Source organism: Gordonia sesuvii, assembly GCF_036350415.1.
In the GTDB taxonomy this organism is placed as follows: Bacteria; Actinomycetota; Actinomycetes; order Mycobacteriales; family Mycobacteriaceae; genus Gordonia; species Gordonia sesuvii.
In genome coordinates this window covers 198,582-219,482 of the sequence record NZ_JAZDUF010000008.1, presented here as the reverse complement: position 1 = coordinate 219,482, position 20,901 = coordinate 198,582, and the positions used below count along the sequence as shown (strand labels likewise).

The 20,901-nt window shown below is 68.4% G+C and carries 22 protein-coding genes; 16 read left to right on the top strand and 6 right to left on the bottom strand.

Annotated elements, in window-relative coordinates; all coding sequences use genetic code 11:
- Positions 1-55: 55 nt before the first annotated feature.
- Positions 56-784, top strand: a complete 729-nt coding sequence (locus tag VZC37_RS22445) for a mycothiol-dependent nitroreductase Rv2466c family protein (protein WP_330435955.1) — start codon at positions 56-58, stop codon at positions 782-784.
- Between the two features lie 119 nt (positions 785-903).
- Positions 904-2,139 carry a glucose-1-phosphate adenylyltransferase family protein gene (locus VZC37_RS22440; protein ID WP_330435954.1) on the top strand — a complete coding sequence of 412 codons (1,236 nt, stop codon included), beginning with the start codon at positions 904-906 and terminating at the stop codon, positions 2,137-2,139.
- A 12-nt stretch (positions 2,140-2,151) separates the two neighbouring features.
- Here VZC37_RS22440 and VZC37_RS22435 read toward each other — a convergent pair whose 3' ends face one another.
- Complete coding sequence (locus VZC37_RS22435; RefSeq protein WP_330435952.1) at positions 2,152-2,604, bottom strand: PaaI family thioesterase; 453 nt, start codon at positions 2,602-2,604, stop codon at positions 2,152-2,154.
- Positions 2,605-2,641: 37 nt separating this feature from the next.
- Here VZC37_RS22435 and VZC37_RS22430 point away from each other — a divergent pair, with 37 nt between their 5' ends.
- Complete coding sequence (locus tag VZC37_RS22430) at positions 2,642-3,244, top strand: maleylpyruvate isomerase family mycothiol-dependent enzyme (RefSeq protein WP_330435950.1); 603 nt, start codon at positions 2,642-2,644, stop codon at positions 3,242-3,244.
- 80 nt (positions 3,245-3,324) lie between these two features.
- Positions 3,325-4,470 (top strand): metallophosphoesterase, encoded by a 1,146-nt coding sequence (locus VZC37_RS22425; RefSeq protein WP_330436017.1) that lies wholly within the window; start codon positions 3,325-3,327, stop codon positions 4,468-4,470.
- Between the two features lies 1 nt (position 4,471).
- Here the strand turns inward: VZC37_RS22425 and VZC37_RS22420 are convergent, their stop codons facing one another.
- Positions 4,472-6,451, bottom strand: coding sequence for a sulfatase (locus tag VZC37_RS22420; protein ID WP_330435948.1), 1,980 nt, complete (start codon positions 6,449-6,451; stop codon positions 4,472-4,474).
- Between the two features lie 175 nt (positions 6,452-6,626).
- Positions 6,627-6,833, bottom strand: coding sequence for a hypothetical protein (locus tag VZC37_RS22415; protein WP_330435947.1), 207 nt, complete (start codon positions 6,831-6,833; stop codon positions 6,627-6,629).
- 275 nt (positions 6,834-7,108) lie between these two features.
- On the opposite strand from VZC37_RS22415, the gene VZC37_RS22410 reads away from it, so the two are divergent.
- From VZC37_RS22410 to VZC37_RS22375, 8 genes are all read left to right on the top strand, one after another.
- Positions 7,109-8,137, top strand: coding sequence for a LacI family DNA-binding transcriptional regulator (locus tag VZC37_RS22410; protein ID WP_330435946.1), 1,029 nt, complete (start codon positions 7,109-7,111; stop codon positions 8,135-8,137).
- Positions 8,138-8,203: 66 nt separating this feature from the next.
- The gene (rutA, locus tag VZC37_RS22405) at positions 8,204-9,289 is read left to right on the top strand and encodes a pyrimidine utilization protein A (protein ID WP_330435944.1); all 1,086 of its coding nucleotides are present in this window, start codon (positions 8,204-8,206) and stop codon (positions 9,287-9,289) included.
- The gene (locus VZC37_RS22400; protein ID WP_330435942.1) at positions 9,256-10,782 is read left to right on the top strand and encodes an MFS transporter; all 1,527 of its coding nucleotides are present in this window, start codon (positions 9,256-9,258) and stop codon (positions 10,780-10,782) included. Before rutA ends, VZC37_RS22400 begins: the two co-directional genes overlap by 34 nt.
- Entirely contained in the window at positions 10,779-11,441 is a 663-nt protein-coding gene (locus VZC37_RS22395) for an isochorismatase family protein (protein ID WP_330435940.1), read from the top strand. The genes VZC37_RS22400 and VZC37_RS22395 overlap by 4 nt, the downstream gene beginning before the upstream one ends.
- A 51-nt stretch (positions 11,442-11,492) precedes the next feature.
- Entirely contained in the window at positions 11,493-11,996 is a 504-nt protein-coding gene (locus tag VZC37_RS22390) for an NADPH-dependent FMN reductase (RefSeq protein ID WP_330435938.1), read from the top strand.
- Complete coding sequence (locus tag VZC37_RS22385) at positions 11,993-12,487, top strand: flavin reductase family protein (RefSeq protein ID WP_330435936.1); 495 nt, start codon at positions 11,993-11,995, stop codon at positions 12,485-12,487. Before VZC37_RS22390 ends, VZC37_RS22385 begins: the two co-directional genes overlap by 4 nt.
- 108 nt (positions 12,488-12,595) lie before the next feature.
- Positions 12,596-13,429 (top strand): S-methyl-5'-thioadenosine phosphorylase, encoded by an 834-nt coding sequence (locus VZC37_RS22380; protein ID WP_330436014.1) that lies wholly within the window; start codon positions 12,596-12,598, stop codon positions 13,427-13,429.
- An 8-nt stretch (positions 13,430-13,437) separates the two neighbouring features.
- Positions 13,438-14,469 (top strand): NAD-dependent epimerase/dehydratase family protein, encoded by a 1,032-nt coding sequence (locus tag VZC37_RS22375; protein WP_330436012.1) that lies wholly within the window; start codon positions 13,438-13,440, stop codon positions 14,467-14,469.
- A gap of 26 nt (positions 14,470-14,495) precedes the next feature.
- On the opposite strand, the gene VZC37_RS22370 is transcribed toward VZC37_RS22375, so the two are convergent.
- Genes VZC37_RS22370 through VZC37_RS22360 form a run of 3 tightly spaced genes read right to left on the bottom strand, consistent with a single transcriptional unit; the run spans position 14,496 to position 17,658 of the window.
- On the bottom strand, positions 14,496-15,560 hold the full coding sequence (locus VZC37_RS22370; protein WP_330435934.1) for a sensor histidine kinase: 1,065 nt from the start codon (positions 15,558-15,560) through the stop codon (positions 14,496-14,498).
- Positions 15,557-16,258: a response regulator transcription factor gene (locus VZC37_RS22365; RefSeq protein ID WP_330435932.1), complete on the bottom strand. Its 702-nt coding sequence runs from the start codon at positions 16,256-16,258 to the stop codon at positions 15,557-15,559. Before VZC37_RS22365 ends, VZC37_RS22370 begins: the two co-directional genes overlap by 4 nt.
- A gap of 14 nt (positions 16,259-16,272) precedes the next feature.
- On the bottom strand, positions 16,273-17,658 hold the full coding sequence (locus VZC37_RS22360) for a hypothetical protein (RefSeq protein WP_330435930.1): 1,386 nt from the start codon (positions 17,656-17,658) through the stop codon (positions 16,273-16,275).
- Positions 17,659-17,772: 114 nt separating this feature from the next.
- Between VZC37_RS22360 and VZC37_RS22355 the strand changes: the two genes are divergently transcribed.
- The 4 genes from VZC37_RS22355 to VZC37_RS22340 are packed head-to-tail and all read left to right on the top strand — an operon-like array spanning position 17,773 to position 20,886.
- The gene (locus VZC37_RS22355) at positions 17,773-18,429 is read left to right on the top strand and encodes a glycosyltransferase family 2 protein (RefSeq protein WP_330435928.1); all 657 of its coding nucleotides are present in this window, start codon (positions 17,773-17,775) and stop codon (positions 18,427-18,429) included.
- A complete protein-coding gene (locus VZC37_RS22350) occupies positions 18,426-19,100 on the top strand; it encodes a TIGR04282 family arsenosugar biosynthesis glycosyltransferase (RefSeq protein WP_330435926.1) in 675 nt (224 codons plus the stop codon). The genes VZC37_RS22355 and VZC37_RS22350 overlap by 4 nt, the downstream gene beginning before the upstream one ends.
- The gene (locus tag VZC37_RS22345) at positions 19,097-19,768 is read left to right on the top strand and encodes a class I SAM-dependent methyltransferase (RefSeq protein ID WP_330435924.1); all 672 of its coding nucleotides are present in this window, start codon (positions 19,097-19,099) and stop codon (positions 19,766-19,768) included. Before VZC37_RS22350 ends, VZC37_RS22345 begins: the two co-directional genes overlap by 4 nt.
- Entirely contained in the window at positions 19,765-20,886 is a 1,122-nt protein-coding gene (locus VZC37_RS22340) for a molybdopterin-dependent oxidoreductase (protein ID WP_330435921.1), read from the top strand. The genes VZC37_RS22345 and VZC37_RS22340 overlap by 4 nt, the downstream gene beginning before the upstream one ends.
- Positions 20,887-20,901 lie beyond the last annotated feature (15 nt).

The window sequence follows — 20,901 nt, the reverse complement described above, 5'->3', positions numbered from 1 at the left end:
ACGTGGCGCTATCGTCGGAAGAGGAACCGGTTCATCCGCGACGAAAGCGACACTCATGCCAGACGCCGACATCCACTTCTACTTCGACCCCGTCTGCCCGTTCGCCTGGATGACGAGCAAGTGGGTTCGGAAAGTGCAGGCGCAGCGGGACTACACCGTCGACTGGCGGTTCATCTCGCTGCGACTTCTCAACGCGCACATCGACTATGAGTCACACTTCCCGCCCGAGTACGAGGCCGGCCACACCGCCGGGCTACGACTGCTGCGGGTGGCGGCGAGCGTTCGGCGCGAGCACGGCAGCGCCGCTATCGAGCCGCTGTACCCCGCGTTCGGCACCCGCATCTTCGACTCGCACACCGGCACCTACATGGTCGCCGACCGCGATCACCGCGGCACCGAGGAGTTCCTGTCACCGATCCTCGACGAGCTCGGACTGCCGTCGCACCACGTCGCCGCCCTGGACGACACCTCGTTCGACGACGAGATCCAGGCCGAGACCGATGCCGCACTGGCGCTGACCGGTCGTGACGTCGGCACGCCGATCATCCACTTCGAACCGCCGGAGGGTGTGGCCTTCTTCGGGCCGGTGATCAGCCGGTTGCCCAGCGACGCCGAGGCCGTCGAACTCTGGGACCACGTCATCGGGCTGGCCCGCTTCCCCGGGTTCGCCGAGCTCAAACGAAGCCTCCGGGAGAAGCCGCAACTGGTCGCCTTCGGGGTGGATGCCGACGAGGTGGGCGTGCAGGAGGACTGGCACGCCGGGAGTCGGCGCCTCAAGAAGTGAGGCCACCCCCTGCTGCCTGAGGAGCACGCGACGAAGGAGCGGGCGTCACGAAGGCCCTTCGTGACGCCCCCTCGCAAGCTCGGAGGCTCCTCAGGGACCAGGAGGTGCATTCTGGACAGATGAGCAGAGCGAACGTGGTGGCGATCGTGCAGGCGGGCGGCAAGGGCTCCCGGATGGAGGTGCTCACCGAGAACCGGGCGAAACCGGCTTTGCCGTTCGGCGGGAACTACCAGCTCATCGACTTCCCGCTGTCGAATCTGCACCACAGCGGGATCGACGAGGTGTGGCTGTGCGTGCAGTACGAGGCGCATTCGCTGCTCGAGCGGGTGGCCGGCGGGCGCCCGTGGGAGCTCGACCGCACGCGTGGCGGATTGCGTTTCGTCCTGCCCGAACAGACCGACGCCCCGGCCACCGAGGGCGGCTTCGCCACCGGCAACGCGGACCTGCTGTACCGGATCCGCCGCACGATTCGCGACCGCGATGCCGAGGCGGTGATCGTGATGAGCGCCGACCACGTGTACACACTCGATTTCGACGACGTCCTCGACACGCATCGCGCGGCGGATGCCGAGTGCACGGTGGTGACGACCACGTGCCCCCGCGACGAGGCCTCGGCCCACGCGACGGTCACCTATCGCAAGGACGGCACGGTCACCGACTTCCGCTACAAGCCCGAGCGGCCGACGACGTCGGTCGTCGCGGCGGAGATCTTCGTGTACCGGCCGAGCGTGCTCGTGACCGCACTCGAGGAACTCGCGTCGAGGACCGACGGCGACGCGGACGATCCGGGCGACACCGGGCTCGGCGACTACGGTGAGCACCTGCTCCCGTGGTTCGTGGCGCGGGGCAAGACCGTGGCACATCCGATGTCGGGGTACTGGATCGACGCCGGACGCCCGGAGACCTACCTGAAGGCGCACCGCGACTTGATCGACGGGACGATCGAGCTCGACGATCCGGGCTGGCCGGTTCTGACACGACAGCCCCAGCGCGCGGCCGCCCGCATCTGCGCCGGCGCCGTTGTCGCCGATAGTCTGGTCTCGAGCGGCGCCTACATCGCCGGAACCGTGCGGCGCAGCGTCATCGGCCCGGGTGTGCGAGTCGAGCAGGGCGCCACCGTCGTCGACTCGATCGTGTTCTCCGACACCGTGATCAAGGCCGGGGCCACGGTGTCCTGGTCCATCGTCGACGAACATGTCGTGATCGGCAACGACACGACCGTCGGCGGTCGTCCGCGGTCACGGCCGGTGCCGACCGAGAAGATCACCCTCGTGGGCACGGGCGCCCAGATCACCAGGGGGGCCCGGGTCGAGGGCGGGGCGCGCGTCTCGTCGGGGGCCAGAATCCGCCGGTGACTGCAGATCCCGCTACCGCGGCCGCCATCGCTTCCACACCGCACGACCGGTGGCCCGGGTCTTGTCGTCGTGGCGCAGTTCGACATCGCAGATGATCTCGGCTTCCGACGATTCGACGATGACCGCCCGCAGGTCCACGGGACTGTCGAGCGGACTGGGGCGCAGATATCGCACATCGATGCCTGCGGTCACGAACGGCAGCAACGCACCGTCGAGGGCCTGCCAGCCCTGCACCGACGCCTCGTTCATGACCCCGGCGGCCGAGTGGCAGTCGAGCAGGGTGGCGATGATGCCGCCGTTGAGGAAGCCGATCCCGTTGTCGTGCTCGGGCCACGGCGTGAACGTGGCGGAGACGAACTCGTCCTCGGCGTAACTCTTCAGGCGCAGTCCGCGAGTGTTCGCCGGGCCGCACCCGAAGCAGTTCATGGTCGGGAAGAGACGATCCTGGATCGCGATCTGTTCCACAGGTGATCAGTATCCGCTTCGCCATACACTTGCGTGCATGTCTGCCCAGATCGAGACCTTCCGAGCTGCTGCCGATCAGTTCGTCGGACTCACTCGGCGGGTACCTGACGACCGGTGGGACCACCCGGGCCTCGGCGACTGGACCATCAGATCACTCGTCGGGCACACGAGCCGCGCCCTCAAGACGGTCACGACCTACGCATACAAGCCGGCCGCAGATATCACCCTTGCTGGCGCCGCGGAGTACTACCTGGCGGCTGCCGCGTTCGATCAGGCCGCGGTCAGCGCGCGGGGAGTGCAGGCCGGGGTGGATCTCGGCGACGATCCGGTCGGACGCGTCTCGGCGATGGTCGAGGAGGCGATGACCGCGTTGCAGAGCACCGATCCCGACAGCGCCATCGAGACCCCGTTCGGCGGCATCCGCTTCGGGGACTATGTCCCGACGCGGATCTTCGAACTCGCCGTGCACGGCCTCGACCTGGCGCGCGCCCTCGGCGAATCGCTGACCTTGCCCGCGAACGTGGCCGAGGACACCGTCGGACTGCTGGGTCGGATCGCCATCGCGCGGGGCGACGGACCGTTGCTGCTGATGGCGTTGACCGGGCGCGAGTCGCTTCCGGTCGGCTACTGCGTGGTCTGACTCCGCCAGACCTGCCGATCGAAGGTCCGGGCAGGTCAGAAGCACGCACAACCCGATCGGATACCGTCGACGCCGTGCCGATGCTCCTCTTCGCCGCGCTGTTCCTGGCGCTGATCACCTTCTGGCTGCACCGACGTCTGGTCCGCGCCACCGCCCTCCCCCGTCCGTGGTCCGTGGTCGCCGACGTGGCCCTCGTGGTGCTGTGGGCACTGGCGGTGATCGGGGTCGGTACGGGCAGGCTGCTCGACCCCGCCTGGTTCCGGATTCCCGCGTTCGTCGGCCTGACCTGGATGGGTGCTCTGCTGTACCTGGTTCTCGGGTTGGCCGTCGTCGGGATCGTCTCGTTCGTCGTGCGCATGCTCCGCCGTATCCGTCACACGGCCGGCGAGGATGCGGCGCGTCGGCATCTGAAGGTGCTGCGGGTCGCCACCGCCGGCGTGGTGGTGGTCGCACTCGCGACCACGGCCTACGGCGTGGTGGAGGCTGCCCGGCCGCAGGTCGTGCAGCAGGAGGTCGAGTTGGCCGGACTGCCCGCCGGCTTCGACGACGTCCGGGTGGCCCTCATCTCCGATCTGCATGTCGGTCCCGCGCACAGCGCAGAGTTCACGCAGCACGTCGTCGACCTGGTGAACGAGCAACGCCCCGATCTGATCGTGATCGCCGGCGACGTCACCGACGGAACCATCGACCTGGTGGGCGCCGACATCGCGCCGCTCGCCGAACTGACCGCCCCGCTGGGCGTCTTCGGGGTCAGCGGAAACCACGAGTTCTACTCCGACGACGGCGGAGCCTGGCTCGACGAGTGGGAGAAAGTCGGTGTGCGCACGCTGCGCAACGAGCGGGTGACGCTCGAGCGCAACGGCGCGGCCATCGAACTCGCCGGCATCCACGACTACACCGCCCCGGAACCGTATGAGCCGGATCTGCCGGCGACGCTGGCGGGCCTGGACCCGGAACAGTTCGTGCTGCTGCTCGCCCATGAACCGCTCCAGGCCGAAGAGGCCTCGGATCTCGGGGTGGCCATGCAGGTCTCCGGGCACACGCACGGCGGGCAGATGTGGCCGATCCAGTATCTGGTGCCGCTGCAGCAGCCGTCTCTGGAGGGGCTCGACCAGATCGGCGACACCACGCTTTACACCACCCGCGGCGCAGGCGCGTGGGGTCCGCCGGTGCGGGTCGGTGCGCCACCGGAGATCACGATGCTCACCCTCCGCAGCGCGCAGTGACTCACGGGATACCCGCAGGCCACCGATGCAACGTGCGGTAGGTGTGACCGGCGGCGGTCCGGGTCAGGGCGACCGGCTCGTCGCCACCGACAGTGGTCGCCGCTGCGCCCAGCGCGGAGGCGACCGGCATCGCCGCCGGACCGAGCCGGTCGAGCGCGTTGGCTGCCTGCAGCCGTATCCACCCGCCCGGGTGTGACGACAGCGCCCACGCGAGGTGGTCGAGGGCACGGCGGTCCGCCACCGATGTGACAAGTGCTTCGGCCAGAACAACTTTGACGTGTGGGGCCTGCTCCGTCTCGAATGCATGCCGGAGTCGAGCGCGTAGCGACGAAGCGGCCCGGCCGTGTAACCCCAGGCCGGCCGCCGCCCAGAATCTGATCACGTCGTTACGGTGTCCGAGCAGATCGGCGAGACCGTCGCGGTGCAGAGGGTGTCGCTCGAGCGCTGCGCCGGCCAGGACGATGACGTCGTCCAGCGGGTACGTATCGCGGTCCCGGCTGCGGGTGAAGCCCTCGGCCGGAGCGCCTTCCGCGATGAATCCGTTGTCGTTGACGGCCAGCATGTGCTCGTCGAGGGCGGTGCGCAGCCTCACCAGTTCGCCGCGATAGGCCGGTCGCGCGGCGAGGTTGGTCAGTTCGTCGGGGTCCTCGACGAGGTCGTAGAGTTCCTCCGCCGGTCGACGGCGCCAGAACCGGTCCTGGCGTTCGGGCAGTGACCCGGCGCGATGGAGGGTCTCCCATTCGCGGTAGCCGGCCTGCAGCCACATGAACTGAATGTGCTGCCCGTTCGGCACCTGCGGCATGTAATTGCGGATATACCGAAATCTGCTGTCGCGCACCGTCCGCACGAAGTCGTACCGCTCGTCCATCCGGTTGCGGCCACCGAACGCATACGTTGCCCTCACCGTACTTCCACCGGCGAACGGCACACCCGACATCCATTCGGGCACCGGCGCTCCCGCGAGATCGAGGATCGTGGGTGCCAGCGCAGTACTGACACAGACCGGGTCGTCGACCGACGACCCGGGGGATGCGGGCGCGAGATGAGCCACGTTACGCCCGAATCGGGCGATCAGCGGTATCCGAAGCCCGCTGTCGTAGCAGAACCGTTTGGACCGCGGAAGCACACCGCCGTGATCGCTGAAGTAGAGGACGATGGTGTCGTCGGCGAGCCCGGCCTCCGCGAGTTCGCGCAGACGGAACGCGAGTTCGGCGTCCATCTGGTTGATCTGGTTCATGTACGAGGCCGCGTCGGTGCGGGTCGTCGGGGTGTCGGGACAGTAGCCCGGGATGCGAACGTCCTCGGGCCTCGTCGGTCCACCGAGAATCGGTGTGGGGGCCACCGCATGGATCGCGGTCAGCTCCTCGAGATACGGAGTCGAGATTCCCTCGACATCGGGCGCGGCGAACGCCATCGACAACTCGTGGGTCATCGTCGGATTGAAGACCGCATAGAACGGCGCACCTCGGGGTCGATTGCGCCAATGCGCGGTGCCCGACGACTCGTCCCAGGTTGCGGCAGTGCTCAGCCCCGACGCGTTGTAGTCCTCTTTGGCGTTGTTGGTGCAGTAGTACCCGCGCTCGCGCAGGTAGCGGGTCCACCCGGCACCGCCGAGTTGCGGCGGTAGTTCTCCGGCGGCCCGCATCTGGTTGGCCGGGGCCGACTCCTCGGCCGCGACACCGGTGATGAGCGCGAAGCGCGACGGGGCGCAAACCGGCGACGATGCGAATGCATTGGCCCACCGGATGCCGTCCGCGGCCAAGGCGTCGATGGTCGGTGTGCGGGCGGGGCCGCCGTACACGCCCAGATGCTGGGCGCCGCAGTCCTCGCTGACGAGCACGAGGAAGTTCGGCATCCGAGGGGGATCACCCGATGCACGCGCGGGACGCAGCGCCGCGCCGACGATCGCGGCGCCCAGAAGAGATCCCGACCCGGCGATCAGTCCGCGGCGGGACAGGCCTTCTCGCGCCGATGGACTCACAGCAACGAGAGTGGCAGACGTCGTCTGGGCGCGGAAGCGTTTCCGGCAGTGCGGGAAGAACTCGTGAGGTGGGCGACGATGCCGAACGGGCCCTTCGTGACGGCCCTCCGCAGGCTCCGGGCCTCCGCAGGGACCGGATGGTTGGCCCTCCGCAGGCTCCGGGCCGTCTGGCCGACTACTGCCCGTCGGCGGTGCCTTCGCTCCCACCGACCGCGTGACCATGATCCGAATGGCCGTCCGCGGGAGCGCCTTTGTAGATGTCCTTCTCCTCCGCGATGCGGTCGGTCTCGCCGATCTCCGGGTCGTCGGCCGTGGGCATCGCCGAGTGCTTGTCGTCGTACTCGGTGGGCATGTCGGGATCGAGCTCGTCGGGATCGGGCATGACGACAGCATGCCCCGAGACCGGGTCGTGCAAACACTCTCGGCCCGCACACCGTGCTCATGGTGTGCGGGCCGCGGAGCGGTCGAAACTAGATGATGGCGACGACGAGATTCCAGATGGCGACCCCGAGGTTCCAGACTGCGACGATCATGGTGTTCTCCTACCGGTGATGTGTGTGACGTAGCCGGTCGGCGACCGGACACCGATCAGACGCGACGTGAGCCGAAGAATGTTCCCGGCGCACCTGACGGCGAGGCCATACCTACAATCTGAACGTGCGGAACAAGCCCGTCACCGGCTACGACGTCGCCCGTCGTGCCGGGGTGTCCCAGTCGACGGTCTCCCGCGCCCTGCGCGACGACCCGCGGGTCATCAAGGAGACGCGCGACGAGATCCAGGCGCTGGCCAAGGAGATGGGCTACGTCCCGCACGTGACCGCCCGCAGTCTGATCACGCGACGGTCGTCGTCGATTGCGGTCGTGAGTGGCGACCTGCGCAATCCGTCGTATCCGACCCTGGTCAACACCCTGCAGGACCGTTTCGCGCGCGACGACTACCGGGTGCTGCTGATGAGCGACCGCACCGAGGGCTCGTTGGACGGCGACATCCGGGCGCTGCGCGGCGGGCTCGTCGACGGCGTCGTCTTCATCTCCGCCCGCCTCGATTCACCCATCGTCTCGGAGATGATCGACTGGCAGATCCCCCTGGTCATCCTCAACCGCGACGTCGACGGCAGCCAGGCCGGCCGCGTCGATCGGGTGACGTCGGACAATGTCGGCGGCGGACGGCTCGTCGCCGATCACCTCGTCGCGATGGGACACCGCCGGATCGGGTTGATCTCCGGACCGCTCGACAATGCGAGCGTCAAACTGCGCGAAACCGGGTTTCGGGACGCGCTGAAGCGGCACGGCATCGTCATCGACGATGCGCTCACGCACCGCGGCGCGGTCGACGCGAAGACCGGACTCGACGGCGGATTCGCATTACTCGACCGCGACGACCCGCCGACAGCGGTCTTCTGCATCACCGACTACGTCGCATTCGGCACCCTGGACGCGACGAAGCGACTCGGAATAGCTGTGCCGGAAGATCTCTCGGTGGTCGGGTACAACGACCTCGACATCTCCGGGTGGTCGATCCTCGACCTGACGACCGTGCGCCAGCCCCTGGAGGACATGGCGCTGGCCGCGGCAGAGCTCCTCCTCGCCCGCATCGACGGTGCCGCCGGCGCTCCGGTTCACCGGCAGTTCGGTGTCGACTGGGTGCAGCGCGGAACTGCCGCAGCACCTCCGTCGAACCCGTAACGCAGGCAACAAAGCCGTTACGCGGCAGCCACCGACCGGCAAAAAGTCCTGCATACATTCGAAGTCATGGAAATCGGCGTCTTCATCCCCATCGGCAACAACGGCTGGCTCATCTCCAAGAGCGCTCCGCAGTACATGCCGTCCTTCGAACTGAACAAGACCATCGTGCAGAAGGCCGAACACTACGGCCTCGACTTCGCACTCTCGATGATCAAGCTCCGCGGCTTCGGTGGCGAGACCGAGTTCTGGGATCACAACCTCGAGTCGTTCACCCTCATGTCCGCGCTCGCCGCGGTCACCGACCGGATCAAACTGTTCGCGTCCACCCCCATCCTCACGCTGCCGCCCGCGATCGTCGCCCGGATGGCGACCACGATCGATTCCGTCGCACCCGGCCGATTCGGCATCAACATCGTGACCGGCTGGGCACCAAACGAATACAGCCAGATGGGCCTGTGGCCGGGCGAAGAGCATTTCGGTAAGCGCTACGACCACGCCACCGAGTATGTGCAGGTGATGCGGGACCTGTGGGCCGACGGCGTCAGCAACTTCAAGGGCTCTTACTACGAGATGGACGACTGCGTCCTCTCGCCGCAGCCGGCCGCCGGATCGGTCCCGATCGTCGCCGCCGGACAGTCCAAGAACGGCATGAAGTTCGCCGCCGAGATGGCCGACTTCAACTTCATCCTCGGCGCCGGGATCAACACGCCGACCGCCATCACCGAGGCGACCGCGAATCTCATGCGTGAGGCGGACACCGCCGGACGGGACATGGGTGCGATGACCTTGTTCATGGTGATCGCCGACGAGACCGACGAAGCGGCACAGGCGAAATGGCAGGACTACCACGACAACGCGGATCTCGCCGCGCTCGGCTACATGGCCGATCAGTCGGCCACCGACACCAACGCCGACGACTCGTCGACCGCGAAGACCATCTCCCTGCCCGAAGGTGCGGTGAACTTCAACATGGGCACGCTGGTCGGATCGTATGAGACCGTCGCGAGGATGCTCGACGAGATCGCCGCCGTGGACGGGATCAAGGGGATCATGCTCACGTTCGACGATTTCGTCGAGGGCATCGAGAATTTCGGCACCCGCATCCAGCCGTTGATGAAGTGCCGCGCCAAGATCCGGCCCGAGGCCGCCTGATCACCGAGTCCGCCCCGCAGCATCCCCATCCGTGGCGGGTCTTCGCGGCCACCAGCACCGGCGTCGTCGCGGTCTTCGTGAGCATGAGCGGCCTCACGGTCGCCCTGCCCACGCTGACCCGTGAACTCGGGGCGTCCGCCGCGCAGGCCACCTGGATTCTGCTCGGCTACATGGTGGTCACGACCGCGCTGATCCTGGTGTTCGGCCGGTTGTCGGACATCGTCGGTCGTCGTCCGCTCTACCTCTGCGGATTGGTGGTGTTCACCGTGGCGACCGCGTTGTGCGTGTTCTCGCCGACGGCCGGGTGGCTGATCGCCGCCCGGGTGCTGCAGGGGATCGGTGCTGCCGCCGTGGTCACCAACAACACGTCGTTGCTCACCGACACCTTCGCGCCGCACCTGCTGGGTCGTGCGCTGGGTTCCAACGCGACGGTCGCCGCGGTGGCGCAGGTGCTGGGCCCGGTGGTCGGCGGTGCGGCCACTGCTGTATTCGGTTGGCGTGGATTGTTTCTCGCGGTCCTGCCGGTCGCGGCGGCGGCGACGGTCGCGTCACTGGCGGTGATTCCGCGGATGAGACCACCGGCGTCACGTCGAGAACCGTTCGATGTGACGGGCGCGATCCTGTCGTGTGTTCTGCTCACCCTGGTCGTGCTGGCGTTGACACCTGGTCTCACGACGGCGCCGTGGGCTCCGTGGGCGTTCTGGACGGCGGCCGCCGTGACCGCTGCGGCATTTGTCGTCGTGCAGGTACGTCGCCGGCATCCGCTGGTGGATCTGTCCCTGTTCCGCAGCCGCGGTATCGCGCTGGTGCTGCTGGCGGCGCTGCTGATCGCCGTCGCCACCTACGCAGTGCCGCTGCTGATCTCGATGTTCGCCCAGGCGGTCGACGGATCATCGCCCTTCGTCGCGGGCCTGCTGGTGACACCGATGGCCCTGGGCACGGTGATCGCCGCCTACGCCGCCGGACACCTGGTCAACCGGTTCACCCCGCGGGCCCTGTCGTCGTGCGGCATGGGTCTCACCGCTGTCGGGCTGCTGGCCACGACAGCCGCGCTGTCCGCAGGCGGCGGCACGGCGGTGGTGGCTGTCGCGCTGTCGGTCATCGGTTGCGGGATCGGTCTTTTCATGACGCCGAGCACCAGCGCACTGATGTTGTCGGTGGAGTCCGACCGTCGTGGCATCGCCAACGGGCTGCGCTCGACGTTGCAGAACGTGGGCAACCTGCTCAGCACGGCCATCGTGCTGGCGGTCCTGACTGCCGGCCTCGACGCCGCCGCGCGCCAGGCCGCCTATGCGGGGACGCCGGGGGCACTGACCACGAGCGGGATCGAGGATTTCCTCGACAATCTCGTCGTCGCCGGACTGGTACTCACCGGGATCGCCGCAGTAGGCGTGGCGGTGTGCCTCGGATTTCCGCGGCGCACCTCCGATTCGCCCCGTCCGTTCACCACGACCGCACCCCACGGCACCGACCGACCGAAGGAAACCGCATGAATCCCTTCCCCTCCGACGACCGGTCCCGTCAGGCCGCCGACTACGCGCAGGCCGGCTTCGGGCAGGAACTGCAACCGGGTGTCCGACCCGCACTGGTGGTGGTGGACCCCGCACGTGCCTACGTCGATCCGGAGTGTCCGCTCTACGCCGGTGTCGAAGAGAACGTGGAGGCGATGCGCGCGCTGGTGCACGCCGCGCGCTCGGCCGGTATCCCGGTGGTGTTCACCGAGGTCCGGCTACGCGCCGACGGTGTCGACGCCGGCGTCTTCTTCAAGAAGGCGGGAACGCTGGTCGCGTTCTGTGAGGGCAGCCCCTACGCCGATCCGATCGACGGACTCGAACCGGTCGACGACGAGCTCCTGATCACCAAGAAGTACCCGAGCGCGTTCTTCGGAACCTCGCTCAACTCGTACCTGACGTCGATGCGCGTGGACACGGTCCTCATCGCGGGCCTGTCCACCAGCGGCTGCGTGCGCGCCACGACCCTCGACACGATGCAACACGGCTACGTCCCGATCGTCGTGGCCGACGCGGTCGGCGACCGTGACCCGGCGATCCACGCCTCGAATCTGTTCGACATGCAGCAGAAGATGGCGGAGGTATGGTCGCTCGACCGGGCGGTCGGTTATCTGTGCCGCACCGCAGAATCCCGGACCTGATCGACACGTCCACGCCAACAGGCCCGACCCGCTCACCGGAAAGGACCACCAGTGACCACCACCGTCGTCGTCGGCAACCCCAAGCCGGCGTCCCGCACCCTCGATGCCGCCACCCGGCTCGCCGTCGCGCTCACCGGAACCGAACCCGACACCACCATCGACGTGATCGAACTGGGCACCGGGCTGCTCGGCTGGGGTGATGCGACGGTGGCCTCGGCCGTGCGGACCGTCGCCGACTCCGAGCTCGTGGTGTTCGCGAGTCCCACCTTCAAGGCCAGCTACACCGGAGTCCTCAAGTTGTTCCTGGACCAGTTCGCCACCGGCGACGGCTTGCGTGACGTCACTGCCGTGCCACTGATGCTGGGGGCCGGCCCCGGCCATGCGATGGCCCCGGATCTGCTGCTCAAACCGGTCCTGGTGGAACTCGGCGCGACCTGCCCGGCACCCGGTCTCTACCTCATCGATTCCACGTACACCACCGACAGCCGTATCGCCGACTATGCCGAACGCTGGGCCCGGGTTCTCGGCCGGACCAGCCGGATGGAGGCGCCGTGACCGCACCGAAGTCCGACGGCGCGGTGCTCCGTCGAGTGTTCGCGAATGTCCCGGCCGGCGTGATCGCGATCTGCGCGGACACCGGAACGGAGCGGATCGGGATGGCGGCGAGCACCTTCGTGCCGGTCTCGCTCGACCCGCCGCTGGTCGCGTTCTGTGTCCAGAACACGTCCACCACATGGCCACGGCTCGCCGCCCGAGACCGGTTGGGTATCAGCGTGCTGAGCTCGACGCAGGACACCGCGGCCCGGGCCCTCGCCGCGAAGAGCGGTGACCGGTTCTCCGGGATCGACACCGAGACCCACGAAGACGGCGCACTGTTCGTCCGCGGCTGCCCCGTCTGGCTGGACGTGTCCGTCGACCGGCAGGTTCCCGCCGGCGACCACGCGATCGTCGTGATGGCGGTGCACGACCACTTCGTCCACGACACCGACACCGACGTGGACCCGATCGTCTTCCATCGCAGCGAGTTCCGACGACTCGCCTCCTGAGTTCCGGTGGCACCCGCCCCGCGGTGGGTGACGGCGACCGTGGTGACGAAAATGTGACCGCCGATGGCTTCGCTGGCCCCGCGGCCCGTTGTCCTCCAAGATGGCAGCATGGTCGAACACAACGCGGCGATCGGCGTGATCGGCGGGTCGGGCTTCTATTCGTGGCTGGCCGAGGAGGCCGCATTCACCGACGTCGTCACCCGGGATGTGACCACGCCTTTCGGTGCACCGTCCGCGCCACTCACCGAGGGAGTGCTCGACGGACGGCGGATCGTCTTCCTGCCCCGGCACGGGGTCGGTCACGAATTCCTTCCGCACACGGTGCCGTACCGGGCGAACCTGTGGGCGATGCGTGAACTCGGCGTCCGCAAGATCCTCAGCGCTTCCGCGGTCGGCGGCCTTCGACCCGACGCCGGCCCGGGAACGGTGGTGATCCCGGACCAGATGGTGGACCGCACGACGTCACGTGCCCAAACGTTCTTCGACCGACTCCCGGCCGGGCACTCGCACGGCCCGATCCACGTGTCCTTTGCCGACCCCTACTGTCCGGCGGTGCGAAAGACGCTGACACGACACGACGACGTGCGCGACGGCGGCACCCTCGTGGTGATCGACGGGCCGCGGTTCTCCACGCGCGCCGAGAGCCGGTGGTATGCCGCACAGGGATGGTCGGTGATCAACATGACCGGCCACCCCGAAGCGGTTCTGGCCCGCGAACTGCAGATCTGCTACGCGAACGCCTGCCTGGTCACCGATCTCGACGCCGGCGTGACCGAGGGGGAAGGTGTCACCGCATCCGAGGTGTTCGCCGAGTTCTCCAGGAATCTCCCGGCTTTCGCCGGGTTGTTGCTCGCGGCGATCCGAGACCTCGACCCGGACGCCGACTGCGCGTGCGCGGCCGGGGACCACGATGTCGACGCGGTCATGCGGGACATCACGTGACACGGGTGATGGTCACCGGCGCAGCCGGTTTCATCGGTGGCCGGATCGTGGCGCAACTGCGGGAGATGGGCATCGAGACCGTCGCGGTCGACGCCATGATCGCCGAAGCGCACGGCGCCGACGCCTCCACGCCGTCCGATGTCATCCGGGCCGACGTCACCGATGTCGACTCCATCGCCGAGCATCTCGACGGTGTCGACGTCGTCTGCCATCAGGCGGCGATGGTGGGTATGGGCGTGACCCTCTCGGACGCACCGCTCTATGCCCGGCACAACGACCTCGGTACCGCAGCGCTACTGGCCGCCATGCACCGTGTCGGCTGCCGACGACTGGTGCTCGCGTCGTCGATGGTGGTCTACGGCTCCGGTCGGCTCCGCACCGAGGACGGGCAGCCGGTCGAGAGCCCGCCGGCCCGGGACCCGGACCGAACACGATTGGGCGACTTCGAGTATCACACGGCGGATGGTCGGTCGATCTCATGGGAGCTGACCGACGAGGATGCGCCGTTGCGGCCGACGAGTCTGTACGCGGCCAGCAAGGTCGCCCAGGAACACTATGCTCGCGCCTGGTCGGTGGCGACCGGCGGATCCGTGGTCGCGTTGCGCTATCACAATGTGTACGGGCCCGGAATGCCCCGCGACACACCGTATGCGGGTGTCGCATCGATCTTTCGGTCACGACTCGCCTCCGGACGGGCCCCGCTGGTCTTCGAGGACGGCGGGCAGATGCGCGACTTCGTGCACGTCGACGACGTCGCCGCAGCCAACCTGGCGGCGATCGACTCGCACACAGCAGGTTTCAGCGCCCTCAACGTCTGCTCCGGCCGACCGATCACCATCGGGGAGGTCGCCGAGATCCTCGCACGACAGATCGACGGCCCTGCGCCGGTCATCACCGGCGAACTGCGGCCGGGCGACATCCGCCACATCGTCGCCGATCCCGCACGGGCACGCGACGTCCTCGGTTTCACCGCGCAGGTGTCACCTGAGGACGGTCTCGCCGAGTTCGCCACCGCACCGCTGCGCGCCGCGGCACGCTGATCCTCCGACCGAACGCCGGCAGGACCTCAGCCGAGCCGCCCGGTCTCGGTTCCCACCGCCCGCCGACCGGTCGGCGACCTCGGCAGAAGCACCTCGAACCTGCTGCCCCGCACCGTGTTCGATGCGATGATCTCGCCCGCGTGGGCGTCGACCAGCCCACGTGCGATCGCCAACCCCATCCCCGATCCGACCGGCAGCCCGCCACCGTTGACGGGTGTCCGCGAGGTGGTTCCCCGGTAGGCGATCTCGAAGATCCGGGACAGATCCTCCGGCGGAATGCCGGTGCCGTCGTCATCGACGACGATAGACACACTCCCGCCCGCATCGGTGACCACCAGGTCCACCGCCCCGCCCCGGCGGGTGTGCGCGATCGCATTGACGACCAGGTTGGTCAACACTCGCGACAAGGCCGTCGAACTGGCCGTGGCCACCACCGGCCGATCAGGGGCGGTGACCCCGATACTCACCTCGGCGCGACGGGCCGCACTGCCCAGCGCGGTGGTGACCTCGTCGACCACCTCCCGGACGTCGACGGGCTCGAATTCCAGTGTCATCGCACCGGAGTTGATCCGCGACATCTCGAACAGATCGTCGACCATCTGCGACAGACGAACGGTGTTGGTGTCGATCTCGCGGGCGAACTCCTCGATCTCGTCGGGTGAGGTCACCACCTGATCCGACAACGCTTCCGCGAGCGCTTTGATGTCGGCCAACGGGGTGCGCAGGTCGTGGCTGACCCAGGCGATCAGTTCCCGCCGTGAATGTTCGGCCGCGCGCTCCTGTTCGCGCATCTGCCGCTCCCAGACGGTGCGTTTGGCCTGCAGATGACCCAGCATCAGCGCCAGTGGCGCCGTGACCAGCGCGACCGCGGCGAGCACTGCCGCGACCCGTGAACTGTCGTCGGTGAACATGAAGCCACTCACCCCGTAGATCGCGGTGAAGGTGGCCGCCAGCGGTACCAGGATGATGGCGACCATGTTGGCGCGCAGCGACATCCCCCGGATCAGATAGAGCACGCCGGCCCCGGCTGCGGCGATCGGCGCAGTCATCGCCAGCGCCACGGCGAAGATGCGCAGCGTCTCGGTGGTCATCGGGGCGTCCTTCCGTCGGGTGTCGCGGTGTTCCAGCGGTAGCCCCGGCCCCAGACCGTTTCGATGCGCGCCGCGGCGCCGAGCTTCGCCCGCAGCCGCTTGACATGCACGGTCACCGTGGAGATGTCGCCGAAACTCCAGCCCCACACCTGATCCAGCAGCTCCTCGCGGGTGAACACGGCGTCGCGGTTGCCGAGAAAGAAGACGAGGAGATCGAACTCGCGTTTCGTCGTGGACACCGAGCGCCCGTCGACGATGACGGCGCACGCTGCCGGGTCGGCACGGATTCCGCCGTCGGTCAGGTGATCGGCATCCGGTGTCACCCGCGTGGAGGAGGCGCGGCGCAGGACCGACTGCACACGCAGACTCAATTCCCGCGGGCTGAACGGCTTCGCCACGTAATCGTCGGCGCCGGATTCGAGTCCGGCGACACGGTCGTCCTCGTCTCCGAGCGCGGTCAGCATGATGATCGGCAGATCCCCATGTACGCCGCGACGGACGTTCTCGCACACGGAGATCCCGTCGCCGTCGGGCATCATCACATCCAGGATGGCGAGGTCGACGTCTCCATCGTCGATGCAGGACAACGCTTTCGCACCGGTGTCGACCACCGTCACGTTCATCCCGTCACGTTCGAGATATCGCCGCACGACGTCGGCGACCACGCGGTCGTCGTCGGCCACCAGAATGCGCACCATCACCCGTCTCCACTTCACCAATACGTCAACAGCAGGTGGTTGGCGGCCAGCGCCAGTCCCGCCTGCGCGATGAGCCAGACCCGCTGATGGCGCCGCGGCAGCAGCCCCACCGACACCATCACCCACAGCGAGAACGGAAGCCAGATGCGTTCGGTCTCCGCCTTGCTCAGCGCACTGAGGTCCGCGGCGACGATGGCGATCAGCCCGCCGAGGACCAGGAGTGTCGGCGCGCTGCGCCACATCACACCTGGTGGCCACCGAAACGTCCGGCCCACACCGGCCGCCGCGGCCGGCCCGAGTGCACACAGCGTCGCCGCGATGTTCGCCCACCCCCAGTACGAGAACGGGCGGTCACTGGCGATGCCCTGGTAGTAGCGGTCGACCACCAGGTGGTAGCCGTCGAACCACCAGAATCCTGCCGCCCAGAACGCCGCGACCACGCCCAGCGCCGCCACGCACGCCCACGGCAGGGGCCGTGCGGTGCGTGTGGCGAGCAGCACCGCGACCGCCACCGCACCGATCAGAACCATCCCGTAACTGAGAAAGATGCAGAAGCCCAGCAGCACGCCCGCCGCGACCGCCCAGCAGATGGTGGCGGGTCCCCGCGACGTCGCCGCGATCGCTAGCAGTGCCACTCCCCACGCGGCGACACCCATGAAGTAGCCGTCCGCGGAGACACCGACCCACACCCATCCCGGGAACAGGGCGAGGAAGGGCGCGCAACGCCTCGCCCAGCCGTCGTCGCCGAGCCTGCGCACCGTGATCAGGACAGCGGCAACGGCGCTGGTGCCGATCACGATGCACCAGGTACCCGCCCATCCCCCGCCATCGAGGCCGAGCCGGTCGAGGACCACGAACGTCAGCAACGCGCCCGGCGGATGCCCGGACACGTGCGTCGTCCACGAATCCGGTTGGCCGTCGATGATCCGATCGGAGAACCCGCGCAGCATCGCGCCGATCCCGTCGACGCCCGGGACCTCGGCGAGGTATTCGTCTGGCCGCTCCAGCCGTCCGGTGTAGCCACGTTCGCGGCCGTCGATCAACGCGAGGCTCACCGTCCAGGCCATCGCCCATCCCCACGTGACCAGGCAGAGCACCCCGAACGAGACCCGTCGGGAGATCGCAGGCATCGCGATCACGGCGAGTACGGCAAGCACGATCGCCGGTATGGTTCCGGGCCCGTCGTGCGGCAACCAGTTCGCGAACAGGGGCGGCGCCTGGGCGAAGATGCGCCCCAGCATCGAACGGTCGTGAACCAATGGAACGTACGCGGCCGCTGCCACGAGAACCACTGCGACCGTGACACTTACGACATCACGCCGCACCGTCGGCCGGCCAGTCCGGCCGACGGACGCGGAACCTGTCGGGTCCCGTTCGTCCTCGGTCACGGTTTCGGCCATGGTGCAACGGTATTGGTTCGGGCCACATACGCGGGGGCCGACGGGGGTGTTGTCACACTTCCGTCATCACCGGAAACCTGTTTCTGCAGCGCCGACGCTCCTACCGTGAGAGGGGTGAACCCCACCGAGGTCGCCGTGATCATCCCGTGCCGCAACGAGGCCGGCTCGATCGGCGACGTGGTGTCGCGGGTTCCGGCCGGCATGCAGAGCATCGTCGTCGACAACGGCTCCGACGACGCGACCGCTGACCGTGCGCGGGAGGCCGGGGCGACCGTGGTGTACGAGTCGGAGCCGGGGTACGGGTCGGCGGTGACGGCCGGTGTCACCGCGGCCGACCGCGACGTGGTCTGCACCATCGACGGTGACGGGTCGATGGACCCGGCCGAGCTCCTCGACCTCGTTGCCGACCTCGATCGCGGAGCCGACCTCGCGGTCGGTCGGCGCCGGCCGGATTCCCCACGCACCTGGCCCCTGCACGCGCGGGCGGGCTCCGCCGCGGTGGCCGCCTATCTCCGGCGCCGCTACCACCTGCCCATCCACGACATCGGGCCGATGCGCGCGATCCGTCGCGACACGCTCATGAGCCTGGGCGTCGCGGACCGGCAGAGCGGCTATCCCGTCGAACTGCTCCTGCGGGCCGGTCAGGCGGGACTGCGGGTCACCGAACGGGACGTCCGGTACACCGTGCGCACCGCGGGGCAGTCCAAGGTGTCCGGCTCCATCCGGGGCTCGGTGCGCGCGGCCCGCGATTTCGTGATGGTGCTGCGATGACCGACTCCGCGGTGCTCATCGTGGCGAAGGCGCCGGTACCGGGCCTGGCGAAGACGCGCCTCGCGACACGGTACGGCCCCCGGGGGGCGGCAGCTCTTGCGGCGGCCGCGTTGCTGGACACCTTGCGGACCGCCCGTCAGGTGGCCCACACCGAGGTGATCGTGGCCTACACGGGTGATCTCGGGGCGTCCTACCGCGCCGACGACCTCCTCGCCGCGTTGCGCGACGTCACGCTCCTTCCCCAACGCGGCGACGGGTTCGCCCAGCGCCTGACCAACGCCCATCTCGACGCCGCGGCCACGGGCGCCGTCCGGGTGCTGCAGATCGGGATGGACACCCCACAGGTCCGTGTCGACGATCTCGAGGGCGGACTGTCCGCGCTCGAGGGCGGACGGTCGTGCGTGCTCGGGGAGGCGTGTGATGGCGGTTGGTGGGCGTTCGGCACCGTCCGAGCCCAGGGCGCCCGAGCGCTGGCCACGGTTCCCATGTCGCGTCCCGACACCGGGCGGCTGACCAGAGACGCGTTGGCCGGGGCAGGCCTGACCGTGCACCGACTCGCGACGATGTCGGACGTCGACGTCCCAGACGACGTCGACGCGGTTGCCCGTGCATGTCCGGACGGCAGTGAGTTCGCCTGCACAGCAGAGCATCTGGGGACGGTGGTGCGATGATCTCCGATTCCCTGTCGGGCCCCAACCCGTTCGACGCGATGTTCGCCTCCCGGCACACGGTGCTGCGGTCCGCGGACGGGGAGTTGCGTCGGTGGCCGGTCAACCGGTGGTGTGGGGTCGAGGACGTCGACGCCGTCGAGGCCGAGTCGGTGGACCATGAGTTCGACACCAGGATCGCCGACCGGTGTCGCGGAGCCACCATCGATCTCGGTTGCGGCCCCGGCAGACTCGTCGACGTGCTCGTCGCACGACGGATGATCGCGTTGGGTGTCGACAGTTCCACCGTCGCGGTGTCGATGGCCCGACGACGCGGGATCACGGTGCTGCTGCGCGACATCCACGGTCCGCTCCCCGGGGAGGGACGCTGGACCACGGCATTGCTCATCGACGGCAACGTCGGCATCGGCGGCGCCCCCGAGCGCGTGCTGGCCCGCGCAGCCGAACTGGTGCACCGGGGCGGGACCATCGTCGTCGAGATCGATCCGGCCGTCGAGCACGTCGAGTACGAGACGGTGCGCGTCGAGGGCGACGAGTATGCGAGTTCGTGGTTCCCGTGGGCCCGGATCGGACTTCTCGGAGCCGAGAACCTCAGTGGCTGCTGCGGATTGAGAATCGCGGGGACCTGGGAGCACGGTGGCCGACAGATCGTGGAGATGTCGCGGCCATGACCACCACCGACGACGACACTCCGGGACTGCGTAGCCCGCGGATCACCGCACGGATCGGTGTGGCGCTCGGCGTCAGTTTCGCGATCTGTTTCGTCACCGGCCTGCTCAGCCATTGGATACAGCATCCACCCACCTGGTTCGACTGGATCTCCCGACCGATCTGGCTCTATCTCGTCACGCAGGGCGTGCACGTGATCTCCGGATGCGTGGCGATCCCCCTCCTGCTGGCCAAGCTCGCGGTGGTTTACCCGAAGCTCTTCGAGAAGCCGCTGCTCGGCTCACCGGCTCGGGCGCTCGAGCGGGCATCCATCGCGGTTCTGGTGTCGGCGAGCATCTTCCAGTTGCTGACCGGTCTCCTGAACATCGCACAGTGGTATCCGTGGTCGTTCTTCTTCCCGGCCACCCACTACGCGATGGCCTATGTGGTGGTCGGCGCGCTCGCGATCCACATCGCCGTCAAGCTGCCGATCATCCGGAATGCGCTCGACGGCCCGGTCGACCGTCGGGCATCTGATCGCCGTGCGCCGTCCGGTCTCACCAGACGTGGGTTCCTGAACCTCACCTGGGCGGCAGGCGGGCTCAGCGCACTGGCGTTCGCCGGTCAGACGATCCCCCTGCTGCGCCCGGTTGCCTTTCTCGCCCCACGCAACGGCGACGGACCTCAGGGACTTCCGATCAACCGCACCGCGGAGGCGGCCGGGGTGATCGGACCGGCCACCGATGCCGGCTACCGACTCCGGGTCGCCGGGAGGGAGGTCACCCGGGACATGACCCTCGACGACCTGCGCCTCCTCCCGCAACGAACCGTCAACCTGCCGATCGCGTGCGTGGAGGGCTGGAGCGTCGGCGCCACCTGGACCGGTGTCCGCCTCGCCGACCTGGCCGCGCTGGTGGGCGGCGACGGGTCGCGCGGCGTGCGGGTGATCTCCCTGGAGCGGGGCCTGTATGCGGTGAGCGATGTCCCCGCCGCCCAGTCGGCCGACCCCCTCACTCTCATCGCGTTGCGCCTCAACGGCGAGACGCTGAACCTCGACCACGGCTATCCGTGTCGTCTGATCGCGCCCAATCTGCCGGGCGTGATGCAGACGAAGTGGGTCTCCCGGATCGAGATCTCGTGATGGGCAGGGTCTCGT